Annotated in this window: 27 protein-coding genes and 1 tRNA gene; 21 read left to right on the forward strand and 7 right to left on the reverse strand. The window is 65.9% G+C overall.

Features of this window, described 5'->3' with window-relative positions:
• Positions 1–40 precede the first annotated feature (40 nt).
• Positions 41–1,483 (forward strand): MFS transporter, encoded by a 1,443-nt coding sequence (locus QN239_RS14610; RefSeq protein ID WP_499011350.1) that lies wholly within the window; start codon positions 41–43, stop codon positions 1,481–1,483.
• Here the strand turns inward: QN239_RS14610 and QN239_RS14615 are convergent.
• Positions 1,459–2,193: an MgtC/SapB family protein gene (locus tag QN239_RS14615; protein ID WP_499011353.1), complete on the reverse strand. Its 735-nt coding sequence runs from the start codon at positions 2,191–2,193 to the stop codon at positions 1,459–1,461. The two genes, QN239_RS14610 and QN239_RS14615, sit on opposite strands and share 25 nt — an antisense overlap.
• A gap of 92 nt (positions 2,194–2,285) precedes the next feature.
• On the opposite strand from QN239_RS14615, the gene QN239_RS14620 reads away from it, so the two are divergent.
• A complete protein-coding gene (locus QN239_RS14620; protein ID WP_499011355.1) occupies positions 2,286–3,038 on the forward strand; it encodes a DUF899 domain-containing protein in 753 nt (250 codons plus the stop codon).
• A gap of 60 nt (positions 3,039–3,098) precedes the next feature.
• Positions 3,099–3,172 (forward strand) — tRNA-Cys (locus QN239_RS14625).
• A 9-nt stretch (positions 3,173–3,181) separates the two neighbouring features.
• Here the strand turns inward: QN239_RS14625 and QN239_RS14630 are convergent.
• Both QN239_RS14630 and QN239_RS14635 read right to left on the reverse strand, forming a co-directional pair.
• Positions 3,182–3,694: a hypothetical protein gene (locus tag QN239_RS14630; RefSeq protein ID WP_499011358.1), complete on the reverse strand. Its 513-nt coding sequence runs from the start codon at positions 3,692–3,694 to the stop codon at positions 3,182–3,184.
• A gap of 89 nt (positions 3,695–3,783) precedes the next feature.
• Positions 3,784–4,344 carry an RNA polymerase sigma factor gene (locus QN239_RS14635; RefSeq protein ID WP_499011359.1) on the reverse strand — a complete coding sequence of 187 codons (561 nt, stop codon included), beginning with the start codon at positions 4,342–4,344 and terminating at the stop codon, positions 3,784–3,786.
• 134 nt (positions 4,345–4,478) lie between these two features.
• Here QN239_RS14635 and QN239_RS14640 point away from each other — a divergent pair, with 134 nt between their 5' ends.
• The 6 genes from QN239_RS14640 to QN239_RS14665 all read left to right on the forward strand — a co-directional run bounded on the left by QN239_RS14640 (position 4,479) and on the right by QN239_RS14665 (position 7,065).
• On the forward strand, positions 4,479–4,946 hold the full coding sequence (locus QN239_RS14640; RefSeq protein ID WP_499011361.1) for an Asp23/Gls24 family envelope stress response protein: 468 nt from the start codon (positions 4,479–4,481) through the stop codon (positions 4,944–4,946).
• Positions 4,943–5,248, forward strand: a complete 306-nt coding sequence (locus QN239_RS14645; protein WP_499011362.1) for a hypothetical protein — start codon at positions 4,943–4,945, stop codon at positions 5,246–5,248. Before QN239_RS14640 ends, QN239_RS14645 begins: the two co-directional genes overlap by 4 nt.
• The gene (locus QN239_RS14650) at positions 5,248–5,430 is read left to right on the forward strand and encodes a DUF2273 domain-containing protein (protein ID WP_499011364.1); all 183 of its coding nucleotides are present in this window, start codon (positions 5,248–5,250) and stop codon (positions 5,428–5,430) included. Before QN239_RS14645 ends, QN239_RS14650 begins: the two co-directional genes overlap by 1 nt.
• A 2-nt stretch (positions 5,431–5,432) precedes the next feature.
• Positions 5,433–6,197: a hypothetical protein gene (locus tag QN239_RS14655; protein ID WP_499011365.1), complete on the forward strand. Its 765-nt coding sequence runs from the start codon at positions 5,433–5,435 to the stop codon at positions 6,195–6,197.
• Entirely contained in the window at positions 6,194–6,748 is a 555-nt protein-coding gene (locus QN239_RS14660) for a hypothetical protein (RefSeq protein WP_499011368.1), read from the forward strand. The genes QN239_RS14655 and QN239_RS14660 overlap by 4 nt, the downstream gene beginning before the upstream one ends.
• 104 nt (positions 6,749–6,852) lie before the next feature.
• Positions 6,853–7,065 carry a CsbD family protein gene (locus QN239_RS14665; RefSeq protein WP_499011369.1) on the forward strand — a complete coding sequence of 71 codons (213 nt, stop codon included), beginning with the start codon at positions 6,853–6,855 and terminating at the stop codon, positions 7,063–7,065.
• A 66-nt stretch (positions 7,066–7,131) separates the two neighbouring features.
• Here QN239_RS14665 and QN239_RS14670 read toward each other — a convergent pair whose 3' ends face one another.
• Together QN239_RS14670 and QN239_RS14675 are read right to left on the reverse strand one after the other, a co-directional pair.
• Positions 7,132–8,121: an IS481 family transposase gene (locus QN239_RS14670; protein ID WP_499016788.1), complete on the reverse strand. Its 990-nt coding sequence runs from the start codon at positions 8,119–8,121 to the stop codon at positions 7,132–7,134.
• Positions 8,122–8,228: 107 nt separating this feature from the next.
• Positions 8,229–8,810 carry a hypothetical protein gene (locus tag QN239_RS14675; RefSeq protein ID WP_499011372.1) on the reverse strand — a complete coding sequence of 194 codons (582 nt, stop codon included), beginning with the start codon at positions 8,808–8,810 and terminating at the stop codon, positions 8,229–8,231.
• 203 nt (positions 8,811–9,013) lie between these two features.
• Between QN239_RS14675 and QN239_RS14680 the strand changes: the two genes are divergently transcribed.
• From QN239_RS14680 to QN239_RS14690, 3 genes are all read left to right on the forward strand, one after another.
• Positions 9,014–9,637 carry a TetR/AcrR family transcriptional regulator gene (locus QN239_RS14680; protein WP_499011375.1) on the forward strand — a complete coding sequence of 208 codons (624 nt, stop codon included), beginning with the start codon at positions 9,014–9,016 and terminating at the stop codon, positions 9,635–9,637.
• A 71-nt stretch (positions 9,638–9,708) separates the two neighbouring features.
• On the forward strand, positions 9,709–10,905 hold the full coding sequence (locus QN239_RS14685) for an acyl-CoA dehydrogenase family protein (RefSeq protein WP_499016792.1): 1,197 nt from the start codon (positions 9,709–9,711) through the stop codon (positions 10,903–10,905).
• An 82-nt stretch (positions 10,906–10,987) separates the two neighbouring features.
• The gene (locus QN239_RS14690) at positions 10,988–11,995 is read left to right on the forward strand and encodes a MaoC family dehydratase (RefSeq protein WP_499011376.1); all 1,008 of its coding nucleotides are present in this window, start codon (positions 10,988–10,990) and stop codon (positions 11,993–11,995) included.
• 29 nt (positions 11,996–12,024) lie between these two features.
• On the opposite strand, the gene QN239_RS14695 is transcribed toward QN239_RS14690, so the two are convergent.
• Both QN239_RS14695 and QN239_RS14700 read right to left on the reverse strand, forming a co-directional pair.
• A complete protein-coding gene (locus QN239_RS14695) occupies positions 12,025–13,218 on the reverse strand; it encodes an aminoglycoside phosphotransferase family protein (RefSeq protein ID WP_499011378.1) in 1,194 nt (397 codons plus the stop codon).
• A 39-nt stretch (positions 13,219–13,257) separates the two neighbouring features.
• Entirely contained in the window at positions 13,258–13,716 is a 459-nt protein-coding gene (locus tag QN239_RS14700) for a nuclear transport factor 2 family protein (protein ID WP_499011379.1), read from the reverse strand.
• A gap of 494 nt (positions 13,717–14,210) precedes the next feature.
• On the opposite strand from QN239_RS14700, the gene QN239_RS14705 reads away from it, so the two are divergent.
• Genes QN239_RS14705 through QN239_RS14745 form a run of 9 tightly spaced genes read left to right on the forward strand, consistent with a single transcriptional unit; the run spans position 14,211 to position 24,053 of the window.
• Positions 14,211–14,921 carry an MlaE family ABC transporter permease gene (locus QN239_RS14705; RefSeq protein WP_499016795.1) on the forward strand — a complete coding sequence of 237 codons (711 nt, stop codon included), beginning with the start codon at positions 14,211–14,213 and terminating at the stop codon, positions 14,919–14,921.
• Positions 14,922–14,935: 14 nt separating this feature from the next.
• Entirely contained in the window at positions 14,936–15,775 is an 840-nt protein-coding gene (locus QN239_RS14710) for an ABC transporter permease (protein WP_090364211.1), read from the forward strand.
• Positions 15,776–15,779: 4 nt separating this feature from the next.
• Entirely contained in the window at positions 15,780–17,177 is a 1,398-nt protein-coding gene (locus QN239_RS14715) for an MCE family protein (protein WP_090364146.1), read from the forward strand.
• Between the two features lie 49 nt (positions 17,178–17,226).
• Complete coding sequence (locus QN239_RS14720) at positions 17,227–18,255, forward strand: MCE family protein (protein ID WP_499011381.1); 1,029 nt, start codon at positions 17,227–17,229, stop codon at positions 18,253–18,255.
• Positions 18,252–19,613, forward strand: a complete 1,362-nt coding sequence (locus QN239_RS14725; RefSeq protein ID WP_499011383.1) for an MCE family protein — start codon at positions 18,252–18,254, stop codon at positions 19,611–19,613. The genes QN239_RS14720 and QN239_RS14725 overlap by 4 nt, the downstream gene beginning before the upstream one ends.
• The gene (locus QN239_RS14730) at positions 19,610–20,899 is read left to right on the forward strand and encodes an MCE family protein (protein ID WP_499011385.1); all 1,290 of its coding nucleotides are present in this window, start codon (positions 19,610–19,612) and stop codon (positions 20,897–20,899) included. The genes QN239_RS14725 and QN239_RS14730 overlap by 4 nt, the downstream gene beginning before the upstream one ends.
• Positions 20,896–22,035, forward strand: a complete 1,140-nt coding sequence (locus QN239_RS14735; protein WP_499011387.1) for a virulence factor Mce family protein — start codon at positions 20,896–20,898, stop codon at positions 22,033–22,035. The genes QN239_RS14730 and QN239_RS14735 overlap by 4 nt, the downstream gene beginning before the upstream one ends.
• The gene (locus tag QN239_RS14740; RefSeq protein WP_499011389.1) at positions 22,036–23,505 is read left to right on the forward strand and encodes an MCE family protein; all 1,470 of its coding nucleotides are present in this window, start codon (positions 22,036–22,038) and stop codon (positions 23,503–23,505) included.
• Entirely contained in the window at positions 23,469–24,053 is a 585-nt protein-coding gene (locus QN239_RS14745) for an Rv1363c family protein (protein ID WP_499011391.1), read from the forward strand. The genes QN239_RS14740 and QN239_RS14745 overlap by 37 nt, the downstream gene beginning before the upstream one ends.
• Positions 24,054–24,077 lie beyond the last annotated feature (24 nt).

The following is a 24,077-nucleotide window of genomic DNA, read 5'->3' on the forward strand; positions in this document are numbered from 1 at the left end:
CCTTGACCTCAACCGTGGTTGAGCATCTAGCGTCTTCCCGGTGACCGAGACTCGCGCCGAATCTGTGACCGCAGGCAGCTGGCGGGAGCTCCTCGGCCCGAAAAACCTTGGTGCGTCGACGGTTCTGGCCGGCGGTGTCGCACTGTATGCGACCAACGAGTTCCTCACCATCAGCCTGCTGCCGAGTGCCGTCGCCGAGATCGGTGGGCACCGGTTCTATGCGTGGGTGACGACGGTCTACCTGGTGGCCTCGGTCGTGGCGGCGACGACCGTCGGCGCGGTGCTCGGCCGCCTTGGGCCCCGTTGGTCGTATCTGTCCGGGCTGGCGGTGTTCGGCACCGGCAGCCTGGTGTGCGCCACCGCGCCGACCATGGAACTGCTGCTGGTGGGCCGCCTCGTGCAGGGCGCGGCGGGTGGCCTGCTGGCCGGCCTGGGCTACGCCGTCATCAATGCGGCTCTGCCGCAGTCGTTGTGGGTGCGCGCGTCGGCGCTCGTGTCGGCGATGTGGGGCGTGGGTACGCTGCTCGGTCCGGCCGGCGGTGGACTGTTCGCCCAGTTCGGTTCGTGGCGTTGGGCATTCGGTGTGCTGGTGATTCTGACCGTGGCGATGGCCGCGCTGGTGCCCCTGGCGCTGCCCGGCCGCGCGCCGGCGGACAAGCCGGCCGAGGCGGGTGCACTCCGGATCCCGGTCTGGTCGCTGCTGCTGCTCGGCACGGCCGCCCTGGCGATCAGCGTGGCCGGTATCCCGCGGGATCTTGTGCTCACCTCGGTGCTGCTGGTCGCTGGGCTGGGTCTGGTCGCGGCGTTCCTGGTGGTGGACAGACGGTTCGCCGGGACGGCACGAGCGTCGGTGTTGCCGCCCACGGCATTCCGGCCCGGGCCGCTGAAATGGATCTACCTGACCCTGGGGCTGTTGATGGCGGCGACCATGGTCGACATGTACGTGCCGTTGTTCGGGCAGCGGCTGGCTCACCTCGAACCGTTGGTGGCGGGGTTCCTCGGGGTCACCCTGGCCGTCGGATGGACGACGGGGGAGATCGCCAGCGCGTCCGTGGAGCGCAGGCAGGCGGTGACCCGCATCGTGGCCGTCGCGCCGCTGGTGATGGCGATCGGCCTCGGATCCGTCGCGCTGAGTGTGCGGGCCGAGGCGTCCGCCGCGGTCACGATCGGTTGGGCGGCAGCGCTGGTCGTCACCGGCACGGGGATCGGGATGGCCTGGCCGCATCTGTCGGCGTGGGCGATGGGCTCGGTGGACGACGCGGCCGAAGGAGCAACGGCGGCCGCGGCGATCAACACGGTTCAGCTGATCTGCGGGGCCTTCGGCGCGGGGCTGGCCGGTGTCATCGTCAACGCCAACCCGAACGACGACGCCGTGGCGGCGCGGTGGATGTTCGCGGTGTTCGCCGCGCTGGCGGCGCTCACCGCGGTGGCGTCATACCGGGCCACCAGAGCCGGTGTTCAGTCTGGGTCTTCGTCGAGCTGACGGATTGCCGTCACCCCGGGAATGCCGGCCAACAGCAGGGGCGCCTGGGTGACACCGTTACCGGCCAGCGTGAGCATCGCGCCGGCCAAGTGGGCGGGTGCGTCCAGCGGCTTCCCGCCGGGGTCGGCGGCCAACTCCGTGAGTTGCCACTGGCGCCGGTCGCAGGCCGCCAGCAGTTGGGTCATCACCCCGCGATCCTCCTCGTAGGTGATGTGCATGCGGACCGTCCCCGCCAGTCGGGCGGCCAGCCGGCGCGCCAGTGGCATGAACCCGACGATGATCAGGAAGTGGATGACGGTCACCGTGACGGCCAGCAGTAGCAGCCCCGCGCCCGCGGCCATACCGATGGCGGCGGACTCCCAGACCGCCGCGGCCGTGGTCAGACCGTGCACCGCCCCGCGCCGGGTGATGATGATGCCGGCGCCGAGAAAGCCGATGCCAGAGACGATCTGGGCCGCAACCCGGGACGGGTCGACCATCACGGTCCCGGCGACCAGCACATCGGTGAAGCCGTACTTACTGATCAGCATGATCAACGCCGCGGCGGTGCCGACGATGGTCTGGGTGCGCAGGCCGGCGGCCTTGCCCTGGATCTCGCGTTCCAAGCCGATCAGCGCGGTCAAGCCGAATGCGGCGAACAATTCGACGATCTGGCGGGTGCCCTGGCCGGGACCGCCGAACAGTGGGGGATCAGCCAGCCACTCAATCATGCGAACAACCTAAACCGTGTGTGGCCTGCCGTGATGAGTTTCGGTGCCCGGGCGGGTCGGTACTGGGACACGACTCACAGGAGGTCGAACCGATGTCATTGAGCACCGTCTATCCCGACGTGGTGTCCCGCGAGCAGTGGCTCGCGGCGCGAAAGAAACTGCTGGCACGCGAACGCGAGGCCACCCACCTGCGTGATGCGGTGAACGCCGAGCGGCGCAGGCTGCCGATGGTGTTGGTCGACAAGGAGTACCGCTTCGACGGCCCGCACGGCGAGGTCCGGCTCCTTGACTTGTTCGAGGGACGGCAGCAGCTCTACATCCATCACTTCATGTGGCTCGACGACATCGACCAGGGCTGCCCCAGTTGCACCGCCGCCGCCGACCTGACCTTCACCGAATCGGATCAGGCCCTGCTGAACGCGAAAGGGGTGACGTTCGTCTGCGTGTCGCGGGCGCCGTACGCCAGCATCGCCCGCAACCGCGACGCACACGGGTGGACGTTCCCCTGGTACTCCTCGCGCGACGGGGATTTCACCTACGACTTCGGTGTCACGCTCGACCCGGAACGTGCTGTGGTGCAGTACAACTACAAATCGCTCGACGAACTGCGCGCCGACGGCTGGACCGACCGTGACCTGCGCGGCGACTGGCCCGGGGCGAGCGTCTTCCTGCGCCGGGGTGACGAGGTGTTCCACACGTATTCGACGTATGCCCGCGGGCTGGACCACGCCGCGGTCGGGTACCCGTTCCTGGATCTCACCCCGTTCGGCCGGCAGGAGCCCTGGGAGGATTCCCCGCCGGGCTGGCCGCAGAGCGGACTGGCCGCGGGTATGCCCCACGAATAGTGATCATGGTGAGCGCAACGGTTGGCGCAGGTCGGTGCCCGTGGCAATGTTCGTAGCGCTGCGGGTGTGGCTGAGTGGCTAGGCACCGGCCTGCAAAGCCGTTTACACGGGTTCGAATCCCGTCACTCGCTCCAGCGTCGCCGCTACCGGCGTTCCACCACCACGTCATCCCAGCTGGCGGTGATCTCGGCGGAGTCCTCGCCGAGGGCTGCGCGTAACACCCGGGCTGCTTCCCGCCGCAGGGCATCACCGTCTTGCAGATAGGTTCGGTCTCGTTCCTCGGTGCCGATGCCGATCAGGTGGATGTGGACCGCCGTCACCTGCTGTCCTTCCACGTGCACCTCGACATCGGCGATGGCCGCCGTGACAGCGGCCGCGGGTTCGGCCAGCGCCCAGGTGAGCAGTTTGGCGAGCGCGAAATGGCTGACGGTGATACCCGGCTGCGAGGTCCGGATCTGCTTGCCCTGTCGCGGGAGAACCGAAATCCGTTGTGCGATACCGGCGCGCAGCTGGCTCAGGGCGGAACCGGTCTGTGACCATCGATCGTCCTCGACGGGGTCCGTCGCGCCGAGACCGGCGAATTGGCGCGTGGCATCGGCGATCCACGCCGTCGCTAACGCGGTGGATTCGTAGTCGTCCTCGGCTGCCGTGCTCATCACTTCTCCAGGGTGGCGTCGTTCTCCAGTGTTGCGTACGTGGCCGCGGCTGTACAGCCGGCCCGATACCGCCGCCTCACGTGGTGGTCTCATGGTTTGAACCCTTCCAGCGCGACAGCCAGGCGTTTTCGGGTGCGCTGCAACAGGCCCCGCACCGAGCCTTCGGTGGTGTGCAGGACGGTGGCGATCTCGGCCAGCGGCAGGTCGTAGACCTCACGCAGCCACCATGCTGCGCGGGCCGGATACGGCAATCGCGCCAGCTCGCGGTGCAGCGCCGCCATGAACGCGCTGTGCTCGGCTTGCTGTCCGGGCCCCGGCCGCAGATCTGCGGTCTCGGCCACCGCATCCAGATCGCTCTGCGGGCGGCGACGCCGCAGCGCGTCCACCGTCTTTCGGGATGCGAGCGCGTAGAGCCAGGTGCGGAACTGTGACTGGAAGCTGAACGTGGGCAACGCCTTCCACGCGGCGATGAAGGTTTCCTGAACGATGTCGTCGCCATCGCCGGACTCGCTGTAGGTGTGTGTGACGAAACGGTGCAGTGCCGGTGCATGCCGCACGACCAGCGCGTCGAAGGCCCCCGCGTCGCCGCGCTGGGCGCGGCGGGCCAGGGTTTCGTCGGGCAGCGAACTCAGCACATCGTCGACCTGCACGCCGCCATCCCTCCCGCCACGTTCGAAACAAAGTGTGTTCTACGTCTCTTGTGCGTGCGCGCGGCGTGCCGGTGCGCGACTAAACGATTGTGCCGGACACACGGCCGAGTTTGCCAACAACGAAGGAGACATCGATGACCGCACCGACGCAGACACGCGAGACCGGTTCAGTTGCTCAGGCCGGTAAGGAGTTGGAGACGCTGGCGACCGATCACGGCGTCACCACCATCGCCGATGTCGTGGTGTCCAAGATTGCCGGAATCGCCACCCGCGAGGTGGACGGGGTGTACGACCTCGGCGGTCAGGCCGCGCGAGTGGTCGGGAAGCTGCGTGAGACGCTCCCGGGTGCGCGCGATCTGACCCAGGGCGTCAGCGTCGAGGTGGGGGAGCGGCAAACCGCCGTCGACATCGGCATCGTGGCCGAGTACGGCGTCGCCATCCACGACCTCGCCGACGGGATCCGCAGCAATGTCATCTCGGCGGTGGAGAACATGACGGGCCTGGAGGTGACCGAGGTCAACATCACCGTCCATGACGTCCACTTTGCCGACGAAGACGACCGCGCCGAATCGGCCGGCGACAGCCAACCCCGCGTCCAGTGACCGAGGCGAGCGCCGCGGAGCGGGTCGACCGGGTCGTCGCGGCGGTCACCGCCGTGGACGGCGTGGTCGGCCTGCACTCCGGCCCCGGCGTGCCCGCAACCCATCTGCCCGGACGGACCGTGGCTGGGGTGCGCCTGGGGCATCAGAACGGCAAGGTCCACGTGGTCCTGGAGCTGCGCGGCCCGCTGCTCGCCACGGCCGAAAAGGTCAGAGCAGCCGCCAGCGCCGCCGCCGGCATACCCGTCGATGTGGTGGTCGGCGACGTCGCCGCACCCGTGTCGAGATTCAGTAGGAGGCAATGATGAACGGAAAGTATCTGCTGCCAGGCCTTTTTGTGGGCCTGCTGCTGGCCCTCGCCGCGATCGGCGGCGGCCTGGTCGGGATTCTGCTGGCGCTCGTACTGGGTGGCGCGGGGGCGGCGATCGGCGCGCACCTGGACGGAACCATCGACCTGACCGCGCTCGGCCGCCGGCCCAGGAGTTGACCGTGACAACCCCAGCGGTCGTGCCGGCACCGGTGATGACGGGCCGTGGTCGCACGGTGATCAACGACCGGGTGCGCCAGCGTCTGGTCGAACGGGCGGTGCTGTCCGTGCCGGGCGTGGTGCCGCGCCGCACCATGGTTCCCGGCCGGACCCTGCCCGCCGTCGTCATCGGCGGACAACGCCATGAGCCCCGGGTGAACATCGAGATCGCCGCCAGGTGGCCGGTCGTCAGCGGCGAGGTCATCGACGGGGTGCGCACCGCGGTCGGAGCCGAGCTGGCGAGCGCACTCGGTGAGCACCCAGCCGACATCGACGTGCGGATCACTCGACTGGAAGCCGACCGTAGCCCGGCCCAAGTGGCCGACGCCTACGCCGCGCCGGACGATATGCCTGCGGGGCCGGACAGCGCTTCCCGCCGTCTGGCTCCGCGCAGTATCGCGGCCTCCACCGTCACCGGGGTACTGATCGCCCTCGCGCTGACGGCGGTCGGTGCGGTGGCGATCCGTGATGCGGTGACCTCCGATACCGAGTGGATCGGCACGGCACTGGGCTGGCTGGGGGATACCCATTGGCAGTGGTGGGTGTGGCCGGCGGCGGTCGTCGCAGCGCTCGTGGGCCTGGTGCTGCTGGTGGCCGCGGTGAAACCACGTCGCCGCACTCATGTCCCGGTGGGGGACGGGGTGTGGGTTCCCCGTGGGCTCGTCAACGAATGGCGAGTCGACGATTCGGTCTCGACGACAACGGGTTTGATGGGAGAAGGCTCATGACACGGGCTGTGCGGATCTTCGACAGGCTGCTGACCGGCGTGGTGGCAGTGCTGCTGCTCGGCGGGGCAGCGTGGACCATCGGCTACGGCGCCGACAACCGCCTTGCGCGGAATGCGGCAGCCAGGATCGACGCGGACTTCATCGCCCGGCTCCCCGAGTGGCCGTGGTGGACCACCGTCTCGGCGGCGGTCGGTGTGGTCGTGGTTCTCGTCGGTGCCTGGTGGGTGTTGCTGCACTTCCGGCCCCGGGCGGTTCGAGCCGTCACCACCGGGATCGGGTCGGTCGACCTGGACAGGCTTGCCGACACGGCCGCCGCAGATCTGGGCCGGCACCCAGCCGTGCAATCGGCCAAGGCGGTCACCCGTACCGCAGGGGGCAAGTCCATCGTGCGGATCACGGTCGGCGTCGCACCGCTGACGTCCAGCGAGCAGATCCGTCGTCTGGCGCGCAGGTGCGGGGCGGAGGTGCGCCGCGCCGCTGGTGACGATGTGGAGTTTCAACTCCTGGTCAAACGGGTATCCGCCGACAAGGTGCGGCCCGCGCTGACCTGACACGAACGTCCGGCGCAGATGGTACGAGGGGTCTGCGTCGGGTCGAAATAACAACGGGCAGAACATCTTTGATGAGCTGCCCACAACGAAAGGAAACACCCGACATGGGAATCGCCGACAGCGCGAAGAACAAGGCCCAAGACCTCAAGGGACAGGCCAAGGAAGCGGTCGGTTCGGCCACCGACAATTCCGATCTTCAGGCCGAAGGTCAGGTCGACCAGGGCGTCGCAGCGGTGAAGGACCACATCGCCGATGTGGCGGACAAGGTCAAGGACGGCGTCGAGGCGGTCAAGGACAAGCTGACCGGCAATTCCTGATCACCTGACAGAAGACGGGCGGTGCCGGGCTACGAACCCGACACCGCCCGTCTTCGTCTGGTCTATCTAGATGTACTGACCTGAGAGGTTAGGTACGCGGCTGGCAGGTGGTTGACCGCCGAGTGCGGTGTGGCCGCGGTGGTGATTGTAGGTGTGGAGCCAGCGGGGGTATTCGGTGCAGCGTTCGGCGTCGCTGGTGTAGAGCCGTGCGTAGGCCCATTCATCGGCGAGGGTGCGGTGAAAGCGTTCGACCTTGCCGTTGGTCTGGGGCCGGTAGGGGCGGGTGCGGCGATGCTCGATATCACCGAGTGCGTCCCGAAAGGCGTGTGACCTGTAGCAGGATCCGTTGTCGGTCAATACTTTCTGTACGGTGATGCCACATTCGGTGAACCAGGCCTGGGCGCGGGCCCAGAACGCGGCCGCGGTCTCCTTGCGTTCATCGGCAAGCAGCTCGCTGTAGGCCAGTCGTGAGTGTGCGTCGATAGCGGTGTGCAGAAAGTGATGCCCGCGTAGCGGATGGGCGTACTTGCTGCGCTGCCCGGAGCTTCTGTCGGCTTGTGCGTTGCGGTTGCCCTTCGCGCGACCCAGCATCCGCCAGCCGCCGCCGGCGGGGATCTTGCCAAGCTTTTTGACATCCACATGGACCAGCTCGCCCACGGTGGAGGTCTCGATGCGGCGAATGATTCGGCCGGTAGGGCGGTCCAGCCAGCGCAGCCGAGCCACGCCGTAGCGGGTCAGCACCCGGTGAACGGTCGAGGGCTGGATGCCCAACAAGTACCCGATTTGAGCTGGGCCCCAGCGGCGGATGACCCGGACCTTGATGATGCGGCGTTCGGTGCGGGTCGGTGTCTGGTTAGGGCTTCGATGTGGTCGTGAGCTGCGATCGGCCATGCCGGCTTCACCCAGTTCGCGGTAGCGGCCGGCCCAGCGTGCAGCCGTACTCACTGCGACTTGAAAGCGTTCAGCCGCTCGACGCAACGGCCAGCCATCCTCGACCACGCAACGAGCCAGGCGCAGACGACCGGTTTCTGACAAGGGGGCATTACGGTGGGACACGAAGACCTCCGAGATGGTTGGTGCGTTCCTAGACAGCTCGCACTTCACTCGGAGGTCTTCTTCATGTCACCACGCCACGCCGTACTTAACGTCCGTGGTCAGTACATCTAGATGCAGGGGCGGAAGAACACGAGCTTGACGGGCAGGCAGTTCTGAAAGAGCTTGGGCATGCTGAGCTTCGGAAGACCAACCTTGGGCATGCCCACCGACGGGACCGCCTGGGCCACGTTGGCGGCCGTCGAGAGCGCGCTCTTGGACAAGGAGGTTCCGCCGCCACCGATCTGGCTCAGGAGGTAGAACGTGCTGCCGATATCGCTCACACCGCCCGTGATGCTGGTGGGGATGTCGATCGCCAGGTTGACCACGCTGTTGACGTCATTGAGCGTTCCCGGCAACCGACGTACCGAGTCCAGGGTGGCGTAGGAGTTGGCCCACTGATCGGGCGTCACCTTCGAGATGGCGGGCGGCTGCGCCTTGCGCAGCGCCTCGGAGAGCGCGCTGCTGCAGAGGCCGCTGTCGGTGCGGACGGAACCCTTGTTGCAGGTCTCGGCGACGCAGTTGCCGTTGAAGTCGATCTTGCCCTCACCGCACGCGGCAGAACTCGGGGCGGCAGTGATCACGGAAACAGCGGCCAACGGGGTGAAGGCGGCCAGCGTCGCCGCAGCGTAGCGGCGCTTCGACTTCTGCACGACGTGCCCCTCAATATCTGATCCAGCTAACGATTTAGTCAAAGTGTAGCCGAGCTACTGACCCTTTACCGCGCTCTCGCTGGAACGCCAGGTCAGACGCCCGGCGTGGCGAACTCGGCCCTCGGTGGGGAGCGCGCAGCAACCAGTCGGCCGGCTATCGGCATCTAACAGTCAAGTATGACCGCAATGAGTAGGCTGCTATCGTGGATGTAGTGCCTCGAGCGGAACGCAGGCCTCATGTCGTGCGGCGTGCCGACAGCCGGGCCGTCATCCTCGATGCGGCAGTGCGGGCCTTGGTCGAGTACGGATACGGCGGAGCGACGACCGTGGTCATCCAGCGGCTTGCGGGTGTCTCGCGGGGACGGCTGTTGCACTATTTCCCTTCGCGGGAGGAGCTACTGGTTGCGGCCGCGCAGCATCTGGCCGTCGAGCGCATCTCGGAGATGGAACGGTGGTTCGACGCCGCGCCCGAGCACTCGGTCGCGAGTTCGCAGCGGATCGACTACGCAGTGGTGTCCTTGTGGAGGACATTTCAGCAACCCTATTTCTGGGCGGCGATGGAACTCTGGCTGGCGGCGCGCACGGACCCCACACTGCGGGCGGAGCTGGCCGCATCCGAGCGGCGACTGGGCCGCGCGATCGAGCACGTCATCGCGACGATGTTCGGTCCGGTGCACAGTAGTCATGCGGGGTTCGCCGAACTCCGCGAGCTGCTGTTCACCAGCATGCGTGGGGTGGCGCTCACGTACGCGATCGACGACCGCGACGCCGATGCGGACGTGCATCTCGCGCTGTGGCAGAAGCTGGCCCGAGCGGCGCTGGCCTAACTGCATTAACAGTCAAACCTGACTGCTAATGTGACCTCGTGACCGTTTCGCCTCCCCGTACTCAGGACCGGATGACCCACGATCTCTGGTTGCCCGACGAGATCATCGCGTTGCGCGCCGAGGCGCGGGACGCGGTGCAACGCAGCGTCGCCCCTTACGCGCGCGAGATCGGGCAGCGCGAGGAATCCGCAGACAGCTTCCCGTGGGTGGCGTTCCGCGGCCTCGCCGACGAGGGCATGTTCGCGGTCCCGTTCGGGGCCGAGTTCGGCAGGGGCTTGAACCATCCGATGCTCGGCACCTGCACGGTCGCCGAGGAGATCGCCTACCATTCGTCCTCGCTGGCCGGTGTATACGACGGGCAGTGCATTCTGGTTCCCCAGACCCTGACCTTCGCCACGGATGAACTGCGGGCCCGTCTCATTCCGGAGCTGGTGAGCGGCCGGGTGGCCTTCGCCTTCGCCACCACGGAACCGGACACCAGTTCCGACCTCACCGCGGTGCGGCTGCAGACGGTCGCCGAGGAAACGGCGGACGGGTTCGTGGTGAACGGCCGAAAGCGCTGGATCACCAACAGCGTGGCGGCCGGCTGGGTATCGGTGCTGGTGCGCGCCGGTGCCCACGGTGACCGGGCAACCATGCTTCTGGTCGACCTCGCGTCGCCGGGCGTACGGATCGGAACTCCCGATCTGAAAATGGGTCATCGCGGACAGATCACCGCGGATATCGAGTTCACCGACGTGCTGGTGCCCCGGGAGAACCTGCTGGGTGCGCACGATGGCGGGATGAACGTGGCGCTCTCGGCACTGGTGCGCGGGCGCATCGGCATCGGCGCCGCCGGAGTCGGTGTCGCGCAGGCGGCGCTGGATCTGGCGGTCGAGCGGTTGCGAACGCGCGAGGTGTTCGGCGCCCCGCTGGGAGCGATGCAACATTGGCAGTTCGTCATGGCGCAGCGCGCCACCGAGATCGAGTGTGCACGCACGCTCTATCAGAAGGCGGCCACTCTGGTGGATCGCGGTGACCGCACCGCCGAACCGGAGGCGGCGATGGCCAAGGCTTACGGCACCAGGCTGGCCAATGATCTTGTCCGCGAGGCGATCCAGATCTACGGGGCGCTGGGCTTCGCTCGCCAGGTCGGGGAGACGGGTGAATCCGTGCGGCTGGAGGAGATGTATCGCGACGCCAAGATCCTGGAGATCTTCGAAGGCGCCAACGAACTGCAGCAGTGGATCATCGCACGACGTCTCATCGGTCGCGATGTGACGGGATAGCTCGGCGGTGGGGGCACCCTCTCTCGCGCAGCGCATTAATCTATATTAAAATTTTGTGCCGCGGCCGGAGAGAAGGTAGCCGATGAACAACGACGTACAAGCCCAGGTGTCGGGTGGGCCGTTCTTCGATGATCTGCGGGTGGGACAGGTTTTCGACAGTGCCCCGCTGATGACGCTGACCGAAGGGGCGGCCGCGCTGCACCAGGCTGTCCTGGGTGACCGGATGCGGCTGTCGCTCGATGCGACGCTGTCCGCCGCGGTGACGGGAAGTGCACGGCCGCTTGCGCATCCGTGCCTGGTCACCGATATCGCGATCGGACAGAGCACGTTGGCGACCCAGCGTGTGAAAGCCAACCTCTTCTATCGTGGCCTGGCATTTCATCGCTTTGTCGAGCTGGGGGATTCGCTGTTCACCCGCACGGAAGTCGTCGGGATGAAGCAGAACTCGGTACGGGAGGGACGCACGCCGACCGGCCTGGTGGCGCTGCGGATGACGACAGTCGACCAGCACGACCGCCTCGTACTCGATTTCCACCGGTGCGCGATGCTGCCCCTGTCGCCGGGTGTCGTCGAGACGGGCCGGGCCGACGACTTGTCGTCGATCGGCGTGGATGGGGTGGTCACAGACCCGGCGCGCGACTGGGACGCAGAGGCGTTCCGATCACGAGTTCCCGGGCCGCACTTCACCGTCGACCTGGCGGGCGTGCGAATGCGCAGCACCGGTGACGTGGTGAGTAGTGCGCCGGAACTGGCCCGGTTGAGTCTGAACATTGCTGCCACTCACCACGATTGGCGAAGTGGTGGTCAGCGGCTGGTATACGGCGGCCACACCATCGGCATCGCGATGGCGCAGGCGACGCGACTGCTGCCCAATGTGGCGAGCATCTTGAGTTGGGCGTCGTGCGATCACACCGGGCCGGTCCACGAAGGGGACACTTTGTACAGTGACCTCCACGTCGAGGACGCCGTCCCGCTGCCGGACGGCCGCGGGGGACGACTGAATCTCCGGTCGCAGGTCTATGCCGTCGGTGCCGAGGGGGAAGCCGATCGTCAGGTGCTCGACTGGCGCTTCACCGTACTGATGTTCTGACCGGTCCTTTGTGCAAATCGGGCGCACGCTCAGCCGGCCAGCGCGTCGATCGAGCCGAGATCACAGACGTGCCGGGCGAGGCGTGCGATCGACGCCAAGGTGTAGTCCCTGGGCTGCAGCTCCGGCTCGAAACGACTGCCCCCGAGGGTGAACAGACCGAAAGCGAGTGCATGCATCGGCTGTTGGCGGTAGGCCAGCCACGCTTCGTCGAAGGTCGGCGGGGTGGCTACGCCGGCCTCTTTGAGGCGCGCCAAGTACAGCCGGAGGAGACCTTCCTGCCAGTCTCGGCGGTCTTCGGTGGGTAGCGTGGCGCCCAGGGCGTACGAATAGTCCAGCGCCCAGTTGCCTTTCGCCACACACTGCCAGTCATACAGCCCCATCCGGCCGTTCTCGTCGCGTAACCAGTTCCCCAGGTGAAGGTCCTGGTGCAACAGGGTTGACGCGGTGCTGTGATGCAGCAGTAGTGACCTCATGAACGCGGGATACAGCTTCTCGCGCCGGCCGTAGAGTTCACCGTCGACAACATCTTTGGCGCGGTCCAAGCCGGTCAGCGTTCGCTTCTCGAATCCCACCTTCCGGTTCAGATTCTCCTGCCAGTCATATGCCGGGCGTAGCCGGGACAGGTCGCCGCCGAAGCGGGGGCTGTCCCAGAACGCGCCGTGGTAGACCGCCAGTTCGGACACCATATCCTCCGCATCGCTGCGCTGGAGGACGTTGGCCATAGGGTCCGGGAACGTCCACCCGCGGTCGTTGAGATCCTCAAGGATCACCAACGAGCGGTGCGACTTCGGATCGTATCCCGAGTAGTACGCGCGCGGACTGCGTAGCGTGAGCCCGGGCCGGACGTTGTTGTAGAAGACCGATTCGCCTTCGGCAATGCCCGTCACCCCGAGCAGTATGCGTGAACCGATGGTCGCCGTGGACTTGGTGAACAGCGTTGCCGGCAGGCCGGCCTGTCTGCCGATGTCGTTGTAGTCCACCACAAGTGCTCGTCGTGCACTTGTGCCGTTGTCACCCCGCGACACCGTGACGTCGACGACTCGCGCACCGGCGACTCTTGAGCACAGCACCGCGGTCAGCCACTCGGGGGTGAGGGCTTCCGCCGACGGGGGCACCACCGCCGGGTCGAGCAGTGCTGGCTGAGGAAGCAACCTGTCCCTGGCGACCGAGGTGGCGATTCGCCCAGCGATGGCGATCGTCGCCACGGCATTGCGCGCGGTCATGTGTCGCTTCCTTTCGTGAGTGTCGGCTGGAGGTGAGCCTCAGGGGCGGGAGCTCGCCACCAGCGACTGTCCCAGCTGCTCGACGAGGAGCCCGACGTCCCAGTAGTCGTGATGGCTGGTCAACTTTCCGTCCGGGTCGAACCGGCAGGTGGCGATACCGGTGACCGAGAAGTGGCGGCCGACCGCGTCGACGCGGTCGCCGCTGGGGAGGAGGAGGGGGCCGTTGATCGAGCCGCTCCACGTCCACTCGTAGTAGGCACGGTCGTCCTGCACGGCGGGATGAGAGAACACGATCAGCGAATCGGGCGAGAATCTCAGCATCCACCGGTGAAAGCGCCGAATCTCCTCCCGGCCCACATAGGTTCCGCCCATTGCCACGTCCGCGTACGTGCCGCGCTCGGCGAAGTACGTGCAAAGCAAATCGGGATCGTCGGTCCACGCTCGACCGTAGGCCTCGGCGAAATCGTCGGCGGCGGGGTGGGGAGTGGTACTGGCCATCGGAAAAATTTATCACTGATTCGAAAATGATGTCAGTCGTTTGGCGACTTTCCGCTCGGGCGCGCACGGGGCCGGCGTCGCCCTGTGGATGGCGATGGCGCCGTGGCGGCTCGGGAATCAATTTAGTGCTGTTAACCAGTGATACCGCCAGGGCTGCGCAGCTCAATCTCTGACGATTGCGTCAAAAGTGGGTCAGCCTGCGCGGATGACCCGGCCGTGGAAATCGGACTGCGTTCGGCCCTCGTTCAGACTTGACGTTTTTAGTCTAAGTTTGATTCGATCCGTGAGCCGCGTCACTCGATGGCTATCGATGTGACCCATGGCCGGAGGGCGAAGGAGATGCGCGCTGTGCTTGCTTCAGCGAACTGCCGGCCGGGGTCGAGCGGGCGCGGCGTACCCGTGACCGCCAGTTCAGACGGGAACTTGTGAGGAGCTTGGTGTTCAAGACCAGTACCGCGGCGAAACCTGTACGGGCCATCGGCGGATTCTTCGCGATGGCATTGGATACGGCTGTCGCCACCTTCCGGCCGCCGTTCCCGTGGCGTGAATTCGTCCTCCAGTCATGGTTTGTGGCGCGGGTGTCACTGTTGCCGACGCTGATGCTGTCGATCCCGTTCACCGTGCTGACGGTGTTCACCTTCAACGTGCTGTTGGCCGAATTCGGCGCAGCGGACTTCTCGGGTACCGGCGCAGCGCTGGGCGCGGTCACCCAGATCGGTCCCATCGTCACCGTGCTGGTCGTCGCCGGTGCCGGCGCCACGGCGATGTGTGCGGACCTCGGAGCACGCACCATCCGCGAGGAACTGGACGCCCAACGCGTGATGGGGATCGATCCGATCCGGGCCCTGGTGGTCCCACGGGTGCTCGCCGCAACCGTGGTGGCGCTGCTGTTGTCCTCACTGGTCATTCTGGTCGGTCTCGCAGGCGGATTCGCCTTCTCCGTGTTCTTTCAGCACGTGACGCCTGGTGCGTTCGTGGCCGGACTCACCCTGGTCACAGGTGTCGGAGACGTCGTCGTCTCCCTCATCAAGGCCACGTTGTTCGGGATGACGGCCGGTTTGATCGCCTGCTACATGGGCACCACCGTCGGCGGCGGCCCGGCCGGTGTCGGCAATGCGGTCAACGAGACCGTGGTGTTCTCGTTCCTCGCGCTCTTCATCATCAACATCTTCATGACCGCAGTGGGAATCAAGGTGAACCTGTGAGCGTCAAAACCACTATCCGACAGCGGTTCCCGCGCCTGTCGCGACAGTCGCGGGCATGGCATGCGAGCTGGACCAGGGTCGGGGAGCAGACCCAGTTCTATGGGCGCACGCTGGGCTCGGCGGTGGATGTGTTCGTGCATTACAAGACCGAACTGGTCAGGTTGATCGCTCAGATGAGTCTGGGAACCGGCGCGCTCGCCGTCATCGGTGGCACGGTCGTCATCGTCGGTTTTCTCACCGTCTCGACGGGTGCGCTGGTTGCCGTACAGGGCTACAACCAGTTCGCCCAGGTCGGCGTGGAGGCGTTGACGGGTTTCGCATCAGCGTATTTCAACGTGCGACTCATCGCGCCGCTGACGGCGGCCATCGCGATGGCCGCCACCATCGGCGCCGGCTCGACTGCGCAACTCGGCGCCATGCGCATCAACGAGGAGATCGACGCCTTGGAGGTGATGGGGGTCCGTTCGCTGGCTTATCTGGCCACGACGCGCGTGCTCGCCGGTGTCGTTGTGGTGATACCGCTGTACTGCGTCGCGGTGATCATGTCCTTCCTGGCCGCCCGTATCGGTACCACCGTGATCTACGGACAGTCCACCGGCGTCTACGACCACTACTTCCGCACCTTCCTCATTCCCACCGACCTGATCTGGTCGTTCGTCCAAGCCGTGGTCACCGCGGTCGTCATCATGCTTGTCCATACGTACTACGGTTTCACCGCGTCCGGGGGCCCCGCCGGGGTGGGTGAAGCGGTCGGTCGGGCCACGCGGACCTCACTGGTCGTCGCCGTGTTCGTCACCCTGTTGGTCACGCTGTCCATCTACGGGCAGTCCGGCAACTTCAACCTGGCGGGCTGAGCGGATGGCGCGTCGAGCAGGCGAACCTCGGATCCACGCCGATTGGTGGACAGCGATTCTCATCGTCTTCACGGTCGGATGCATCGCCCTCACCTGGGCGCTGTTCAACGGTTCGTTCCGGCGGTATGTTCCGGTCACCCTCACCTCCGATCGGGCCGGCCTGGTGATGGAGGTCGGCGCTAAAGTCAAGCTGCGCGGTGTGCAGGTGGGGCGTGTCGGGTCGATCGCCGGGGGGCGAGATCCGGTGAGCCTGCGACTGGAGCTGGACCCCGACAAGGTTCGCTACGTGCCCTCCAACGTGGTGGCGCGGATCGCGTCGACCACGGTCTTCGGGGCCAAGTATGTCGACCTGATCTACCCCGAGGACCCGTCGGGTAAAGCGCTGGCGGCCGGTGCGGTGCTGCAATCGCAGAACGTGAGCACCGAGGTGAACACCGTGTTCCAGGACCTCGTCGGCGTCATCAAGAAGATCGATCCCGCGAAGCTGAATTCGGTGCTCTCGGCGGTTGCCGAGGGTGTGCGTGGTCAGGGTCCGCGGATGGGCGAGGCCACGACGTCGGCCAATGAAGTGCTGACCGCCCTGAACGCGCGGTCGGAGACCATCGGGCAGGACTGGCGCGCGTTCAGAGATTTCAACGACACCTATGCGGCCGCGGCACCGGACCTCATCCGGATCCTCGACGGTGCCAGCACCACGAGCACCACGGTGGCATCCCAAGCTCACCAACTGGATTCGTTGTTGGTCAACGTCATCGGGTTCTCCCAGAGCGGCACCCAACTTCTCGGTCCGAACAAGGACAACCTCGTCGACGCGGTCAACGTCCTGCGCCCCACCACAGGCTTGTTCAACAAGTACAACCCCGAGTTGACCTGTCTGTTCCTCGGCGGAAAGAACGCGATCGACTTCGGCCAGGCGGACTACACCGGTGGCGCCAACGGCAAATCGCTGATCGTCGACGCCGCGCTGCTCCTCGGTGATGATCCCTACCGGTATCCCGACAATCTCCCGATCAACGGGGCCAAGGGCGGTCCCGGCGGTAAACCGGGCTGTGGATCGTTGCCGGATGTCGCCAAGAACTGGCCGGTACGCACCCTCGTCACCAACACCGGGTTCGGTACCGGACTGGACAACCGACCCAATCCGGGAATCGGTTTCCCGGGGTGGGCCAACTTCTTCCCGGTGACCCGGGCTGTGCCGGAACCTCCGAGCATCCGCTACCAGGGTGGTCCGGCCCCCGGTCCGACGCCGCCATGGGAACCGCCCTACGGCGCTGCGCAGTACGGACCCGGCGGGACGCCGCTCTTCCCCGGAGTGCCACCCGCGCCGCCGGACGCCCAGGCGCCCATCCCTCCGGGGATCGGCGGCCCGGCGCCGGATCCGTCGACGCAGCCGCCGGGATGAGCACAGGCATGACACGACCCCATCAGACGAGCAGTGAGAGGCCGACGACGTGAGAGACAACCTGTCAGGCGCAGCCTGGCGGCTCACCGTGTTCGTGATCGTGGCAGCACTGGGAATGTTCGCACTGCTCACCATTTTCGCGCAGTTCCGTTTCGATGAGGCGCGGACGTTTCGCGCGGTGTTCACGAATGTCACCGGACTGGAGAACGGGAACTTCGTGCGCATCGCCGGCGTCGAGGTCGGCAAGATCAAGCGCATCGCGCTGAACAAGGACAGCACCGTGACCGTCGAGTTCACCGCGCAGGACTCGGTCGTGCTGACGGAAGGCAGCCGCGCGGCGATCCGCTACGACAACGTCATCGGCGGTCGCTACCTGGCCCTCGAAGAGGGCACCGGGTCACCCAGGCTGCTGCAGCCCGGCGCCACCATCCCCGTCGACCGCACCTCGCCTGCCCTGGACCTGGATGCCCTGATCGGTGGCTTCCGGCCGTTGTTCCGCGCTTTGGATCCCAACCAGGTGAATGCGCTGAGCGGACAACTACTTTCGGCGCTACAAGGTCAAGGCGCGACGGTCGGCTCATTTCTTTCACAGACCGCGGCACTGACCAACACCCTGGCCGACCGCGACCAACTGGTGGGCCAGGTCGTGACCAATCTCAACACCGTGCTCGGTTCCCTCGGCGATCAGAAGGAGAAGTTCGGCGCCGCAGTCGATTCACTGTCGGAGATCGTGCACACCCTCGAATCGCGAAAAGGCGATCTGAGCAACGCCGTGGCGTATACGAATGCCGCAGCCGGCAGCATCGGCGATCTCTTGGCCCAGGCGCGGCCGCCACTGGCCACCACCGTCAAGGAGACCGACCGGACAGCCGGCATCGTGGTCGCCGACCACGACTACGTCGACAATCTCTTGGCCACCCTGCCCGAGTCGTACCGAATTCTGGGACGGCAGGGCCTCAACGGCGACTACTTTTCGTTCTACATCTGCGACTTGGTGTTGAAGCTCAACGGTAAAGGTGGACAGCCCGTCTACGTCAAGATGGCAGGCCAGGATTCGGGCAGGTGCACTCCGCGATGAAGGCATTCCAAGAACGAAACCCGTTCATCATCGGTGCCGTCGGAGTCGTCGCGGTGACGGCGATCGGCGTCGGTGTCCTCAACTACGACAAGCTACCTCTGGTGTCCGCGCAGACCAGCTACGCCGCCTATTTCGCCGAAGCGGGTGGTCTCACGTCCGGTGCCGAGGTGCAGGTCTCCGGATTCAAGATCGGCAAGGTCGAGAGCATCTCTCTCGACGGCGCAAAGGTTCTCGTCCGGTTCCAGGTCGACGACGATGTGCACCTGGGTGATCGCACCGAAGCCGCGGTCAAGACGAAAAGCCTGCTGGGGTCCAAGATTCTGGACATCACCCCACGCGGTGACGGAGAGCAGAAGGACGTCATCCCGCTGGAGCGCACCACTTCGGCATATCAGCTGCCGGATGCGCTCGGCGACATCACGGCTCAGATCAGCGGATTGAACACCGATCAGCTGTCCGCGTCGCTTTCCACACTGGCCGACACCTTTCGCAACACCCCGGAAGACCTCCGGCTCGCCGTGGACGGTGTCGGTCGCTTCTCGGACACCCTCAACCGCCGTGACGACCAACTACGCAACCTGCTGGCCAACGCGAACAAGGCGACCAGCGTTCTCGCCGAACGCAGTGACAAGATCGTCCAACTCGTACGTGATTCCAACGCGTTGCTCATAGCACTGGAGGGTCAGCGCGCCGCGCTGGATCAGATCTCGAACAACATCTCGGCGCTGGCGGCCCAGATCAACGGGTTCATCGGTGACAACCGTGACACGCTCAAACCGGCTCTGGACATGCTGAACGGCGCGCTGACCATCGTCGCCAACCGCAAAGCCGAAGTCCAGCAGTCGATCAAGGGCTTCACGTCGTACGCCTTCGCACTCGGCGAGTCGGTGGCGTCGGGCCCGTTCTTCAAGGCCTACCTGTCCAACCTGTTGCCGGGGCAGTTCGTTCAGCCGTTCATCGACGCCGCCTTCTCGGATCTCGGCCTGGACCCGCACGTGCTCGCGCCCTCCCAGCGCACCGACCCCCAGACCGGCCAGCCCGGCACCCCGGCACTTCCCGTTCCGTTCCCGCGGACCGGGCAGAGCGGCGAGCCCAGAATGACCATCCCGGACGCCATCACCGGCAATCCCGGCGATCAGCAATGCGGGCCGCCGGGCGTCCCATTGCCCGGCCCCGGGTGCTATCCCTACCGCGACCCCGGTCCGCCGGCGGCGCCCGGCGGACCCCCGCCCGGTCCACCGGCGCCCGAATCCCCAGGCCACGTGTCCGTGCCCGAGCCGACTCCGAGCGCCGTCTTCCAGCCTGCGCCCGGTGAAATCGGTCCCGACGGCACTCCCGTTGCAGGAGAACACCAATGACACAACCGCGCATCCGCATTGCCGTGGTGGCCCTCTTTGCGCTACTGCTGATCGCCGGGCTCGTCGTGGTCATCCCGGCGACGACGAACATCTCGCGCACCCAGGTCGTCGCCTACTTCGACAACACGAACGGACTCTTCGTCGGTGACGAGGTCCGCATCCTCGGCGTCCCGGTCGGCGAGATCGACCGGATCGACGTCGAGCCGCAGCGGGCGAAGGTCAGCTTCTGGGTTCAGGACAAGTACAAAGTGCCGGCCGACGCCAAGGCGGTCATTCTCGCGCCCTCGCTGGTCACCGCCCGGGCGATTCAGCTCACGCCCGCCTACACGGCGGGACCGACGTTGGCCGACGGGGCCGTCATCCCGCGGGAGCGGACCGCCGTCCCGGTGGAATGGGACGATGTCCGTACCCAGCTGCAGCGTTTGACCGAGATGCTGCAGCCCACCGAACCCGGCGGCACCAGCACACTCGGGTCGTTGGTCAACACAGCCGCCGACAACCTGCGCGGTCGGGGGGCGAGCATCCACGACACGCTGGTCAAGTTGTCCCAGGCGACCTCGGCGCTCGGTGACCACAGCACCGACCTGTTCAGCACGCTGCGGAATCTGTCACTGCTCGTCTCGGCGCTGCAGGACAGCTCGGGTCTGATGAAGCAGCTCAACCAGAATCTGGCGTCGGTCAGCGGGGCTCTCGCGAACGACCCGGATGAGGTGAGCAACGCCGTGCGCAATGTCAGCGATGTCTCGCGATCGGTGTCGAAATTCGTGGCAGACAACAAGGAATCACTGGGCACCACCTCCGACAAACTGGGTGCGGTGTCGCAGACGGTCACCGAGAGCATCGACGATGTCAAGCAGTTGCTGCACATCTCGCCGACCGTCTTGCAGAACTTCATCAACATCTATCAGCCCGCGCAGGGAACGTTGTCCGGCGCCCTGTCGACGAACAACTTCAGCGATCCGATCAGCTTCATCTGTGGTGCGGTCCAGGCCGCGTCACGACTCAACGCCGAGCAATCGTCGAAGCTGTGCGTGCAGTACCTGGCCCCGATTGTGAAGAACCGCCAGATGAACTTCTTCCCGATCGGCGGCAACCCCATCGTCGGCGCCACCGCGCGGCCGAACGAAGTGACCTACAGCGAGGACTGGATGCGTCCCGACTATGTCCCGCCGTCACCGGCAGCCCCAGCCCCGACCGCCGCAGCGCCGCTGCCGGCCGAGGCGGCTCAACCGGATCCCGCGGCGGGCCTTCCGGGGATGATGGTCCCCGCCGGAGCAGGCTCATGACGGCGTCCAGGCGTTTCGGCACGGTGGTGATCGCGGTGACCGTGCTGTCCATGCTGCTCAGCGGCTGCGGGGGATGGCACGGTTTGAACTCCGTCCCGATGCCGGGGACCGAGGGCGACGGGCCCGGAGCCTTCACCATCCAGGCGCAGATGCCTGACGTGAACAACATTCAGCAGAACTCCCGCGTCCGGGTCGGGGACGTCAACGTGGGCACAGTGACCAATATCGAACGCCAGGGCTGGCACGCTCTGCTGACGATGCGCGTCAACGGTGACGTGAAACTGCCCGCCAACGCGACCGCGACGATCGGCCAGACCAGCCTGCTCGGTTCACTGCACATCGAGCTGGCGCCACCGGTCGCCGAACCGGCCGAGGGCAGACTGCACGAGGGGTCGTTGATCCCGTTGGCATCCGGGGGTGGGTACCCGTCGACGGAACAGACGTTGGCCGCCGTGTCGCTGCTGCTCAACGGTGGCGGTATCGGTCAGATACAAGACATCACCACCGCATTCAGCACCGCATTCGCCGGACGCGAGAAAGATCTGAGAAGTCTGATCGATCAACTCGATACGTTCGTGCGGAACACCAATGCTCAGACCGACGACATCATCGCCGCCACCGACAGCCTCAACAATCTGGTCTCCGGATTCGCCGAGCAGAGGCCCGTGGTGGACAAAGCTCTGGATACCATCCCGGATGCGTTGGCAGTCATCAAGGACGAACGCACCAAGCTGGCTGACACCCTCGATCAGCTCGGCAAATTCAGTGCACTGGCCGCAGATTCGGCCAACCAGACCAAAGACGCACTGGTCCAGGAACTCAAGGACATCGGCCCTGTGCTGAAGTCGCTGGCCGACTCCGGGCCTGCACTCACCCGTTCCCTGAGCTTCTTCTCGGTGTACCCCTTCGCGAAGGAGACGCTGAGCAAGTGGTTCCGCGGTGACTATGCGAACCTGACCGCGATCATCGATCTGACACTGAGCCGGCTCGACTCGTCCTTCCTCACCGGCACGCGGTGGGAGGGCAACCTGACCGAACTCGAAATGCAATGGGGCCGCACCATCGGTCAATTGCCGAGTCCTTACACCTCAGGCAATCCATTGATCATCCCGTACCACCTGAATCAGGGGCCCTAGATGGTTCTCAGCAGACGAGTCCTCATCCAGCTGGCGTTCTTCGCCGTGATCACGCTGGTCGGCGGAACCATCATGATCTTCAATTACATGGGTCTGCCCGGCCTGCTGTTCGGCGTCGGTCAGTACAAGGTCTCCGTCGAGTTGCCCGCGGCGGCAGGTCTCTACAAGAACGCCAACGTCACCTACCGGGGCACCGAGGTCGGCAAGGTGACCGATGTCCGTCTCGACGACAACGGGGTGGTCGCCGATCTTGCGCTGAAATCCGGAATCCCGATTCCCAGTGACCTGACGGCCGAAGTGCACAGTGCGTCATCGATCGGTGAGCAGTATGTCGCCCTGCTGCCGCACGGGGATGGAAGTCCGCTGAAGGCAGGCGATGTCATCCCGAGGGATCGCGCATCGGTTCCTCCTGATATCAGCACGCTGCTGGCGGCGACGGACAAGGGTCTGGACGCCATCCCCGGGGACAACCTGCAGACGGCGGTCAGTGAGGCGGCCACCGCGGTCGGGGGACTGGGACCGGATCTGGCCAGACTGGTCAAGGGCTCCACCACGCTGGCGATCGACGCACGCAAGAATCTCGACTCCCTCACCAATCTGATCGACAACTCCAGACCCATCCTCGATTCGCAGACCGCGACCGCCGGCTCGATCGAGAACTGGGCCGCCAACCTGGCATCGGTGACATCGCAACTGAAGCGCGAGGACACGTCGGTCCGGGGGATCCTCACAGACGGCCCGGACGCGGCAGATCAGGTCCGGCAGTTGTTCGACCGGTTGCAGCCCACCCTGCCGGTGGTCCTGGCGAACCTGGTCACGATCGGCAACGTGGCGGTGACCTATCAGCCGAATATCGAACAGCTGCTGGTTCTCGCCCCGTCAGCGGTCGAGGTGGTACAGGGTGCGGGCGTCACCAACCGCAATACCAAGCAGGCGTACAAAGGTGCCTTCTTGAGCTTCAACCTGAACCTCAACCTGCCGCCACCATGCCTGACCGGCTATCTCCCGCCACAGCAGGCCCGGACGACCAGTCTCACCGACTATCCGGACCGCCCGGCCGGTGAATTCTATTGCCGGGTACCACAGGACTCGCAGTTCAACGTGCGGGGTGCGCGCAACTATCCGTGCGAAACACGTCCGGGTAAGCGTGCGCCGACGGTGAAGATGTGTGAGAGCGACGAGAACTACGTCCCCCTCAACGACGGCTTCAACTGGAAGGGCGACCCCAACGCCACGTTGTCCGGGCAGCCGATTCCGCAGCTGCCGCCCGCGGCGGGGCCGGCTCCTACCGGTACACCGGGGACCGCGCCGCCGGGCCCGGTTGCGCCGCCGATCGCCGTGGCGCAGTACGACCCGGCCACAGGTAGTTACCTCGGTCCGGACGGCCACGTCTACACCCAGGCCAACCTGGCCCACAATGCTCAGGAGCAGACATGGCAGTCGATGATGATGCCGCCGAACCCGAAGTGACGACAGCAACCGCGGACACCGCGGAGTACCCGCCGGACCAGGACGGCGCATCACGCACATGGCGCCGCGACCCGACCAAGATCGCCTTGGTGGGCGGTCTCGTCGCCGTCATCGGCGTGGCGTCGCTGGGGGGTTGGCTCGGCGTGCGGGCCCATCAGTCCCGGCAGCTCGACCAACGGCAGACCACGTTTGTCGACGCGGCGCGGCAAGCCGCGACCGATCTCACCACGATCGATCACCACGAGGTCGAAGGCGATGTGAAGCGCATCCTGGACTCGGCGACCGGCGCGTTCTACGACGACTTCAACAATCGCGCACAGCCTTTCATCGAGGTGGTGAAGAAGACGCAGTCCAAGTCCGTGGGAACGGTGGTCTCGGCCGGCGTCGAGTCCGAGACCGATCGGGACGCGCAGGTATTGGTCGCGGTGAGCGTCAAGACGACTGTCGCAGACGGGACAGAACAACGGCCTCGGTCGTGGCGGATGCGGATCTCGGTACAGAGACTGGGTAACGAGGTCAAGGTATCCAACGTCGCCTTCGTGCCCTAGGCACTTCATCATCAGTTCCGCACC

The organism is Mycolicibacterium sp. Y3, from assembly GCF_051188035.1.
Lineage (GTDB): Bacteria > Actinomycetota > Actinomycetes > Mycobacteriales > Mycobacteriaceae > Mycobacterium > Mycobacterium fluoranthenivorans.

Coding starts and splice junctions, on each gene's coding strand:
- QN239_RS14615 (WP_499011353.1), bottom strand. CDS start 2,193: ATGATTGAGTGGCTGGCTGATCCCCCACTGTTCGGCGGTCCCGGCCAG.
- QN239_RS14620 (WP_499011355.1), top strand. CDS start 2,286: ATGTCATTGAGCACCGTCTATCCCGACGTGGTGTCCCGCGAGCAGTGG.
- QN239_RS14630 (WP_499011358.1), bottom strand. CDS start 3,694: ATGAGCACGGCAGCCGAGGACGACTACGAATCCACCGCGTTAGCGACG.
- QN239_RS14640 (WP_499011361.1), top strand. CDS start 4,479: ATGACCGCACCGACGCAGACACGCGAGACCGGTTCAGTTGCTCAGGCC.
- QN239_RS14650 (WP_499011364.1), top strand. CDS start 5,248: ATGAACGGAAAGTATCTGCTGCCAGGCCTTTTTGTGGGCCTGCTGCTG.
- QN239_RS14660 (WP_499011368.1), top strand. CDS start 6,194: ATGACACGGGCTGTGCGGATCTTCGACAGGCTGCTGACCGGCGTGGTG.
- QN239_RS14665 (WP_499011369.1), top strand. CDS start 6,853: ATGGGAATCGCCGACAGCGCGAAGAACAAGGCCCAAGACCTCAAGGGA.
- QN239_RS14685 (WP_499016792.1), top strand. CDS start 9,709: ATGACCCACGATCTCTGGTTGCCCGACGAGATCATCGCGTTGCGCGCC.
- QN239_RS14690 (WP_499011376.1), top strand. CDS start 10,988: ATGAACAACGACGTACAAGCCCAGGTGTCGGGTGGGCCGTTCTTCGAT.
- QN239_RS14695 (WP_499011378.1), bottom strand. CDS start 13,218: ATGACCGCGCGCAATGCCGTGGCGACGATCGCCATCGCTGGGCGAATC.
- QN239_RS14700 (WP_499011379.1), bottom strand. CDS start 13,716: ATGGCCAGTACCACTCCCCACCCCGCCGCCGACGATTTCGCCGAGGCC.
- QN239_RS14705 (WP_499016795.1), top strand. CDS start 14,211: ATGGCATTGGATACGGCTGTCGCCACCTTCCGGCCGCCGTTCCCGTGG.
- QN239_RS14715 (WP_090364146.1), top strand. CDS start 15,780: ATGGCGCGTCGAGCAGGCGAACCTCGGATCCACGCCGATTGGTGGACA.
- QN239_RS14725 (WP_499011383.1), top strand. CDS start 18,252: ATGAAGGCATTCCAAGAACGAAACCCGTTCATCATCGGTGCCGTCGGA.
- QN239_RS14730 (WP_499011385.1), top strand. CDS start 19,610: ATGACACAACCGCGCATCCGCATTGCCGTGGTGGCCCTCTTTGCGCTA.
- QN239_RS14735 (WP_499011387.1), top strand. CDS start 20,896: ATGACGGCGTCCAGGCGTTTCGGCACGGTGGTGATCGCGGTGACCGTG.
- QN239_RS14740 (WP_499011389.1), top strand. CDS start 22,036: ATGGTTCTCAGCAGACGAGTCCTCATCCAGCTGGCGTTCTTCGCCGTG.
- QN239_RS14745 (WP_499011391.1), top strand. CDS start 23,469: ATGGCAGTCGATGATGATGCCGCCGAACCCGAAGTGACGACAGCAACC.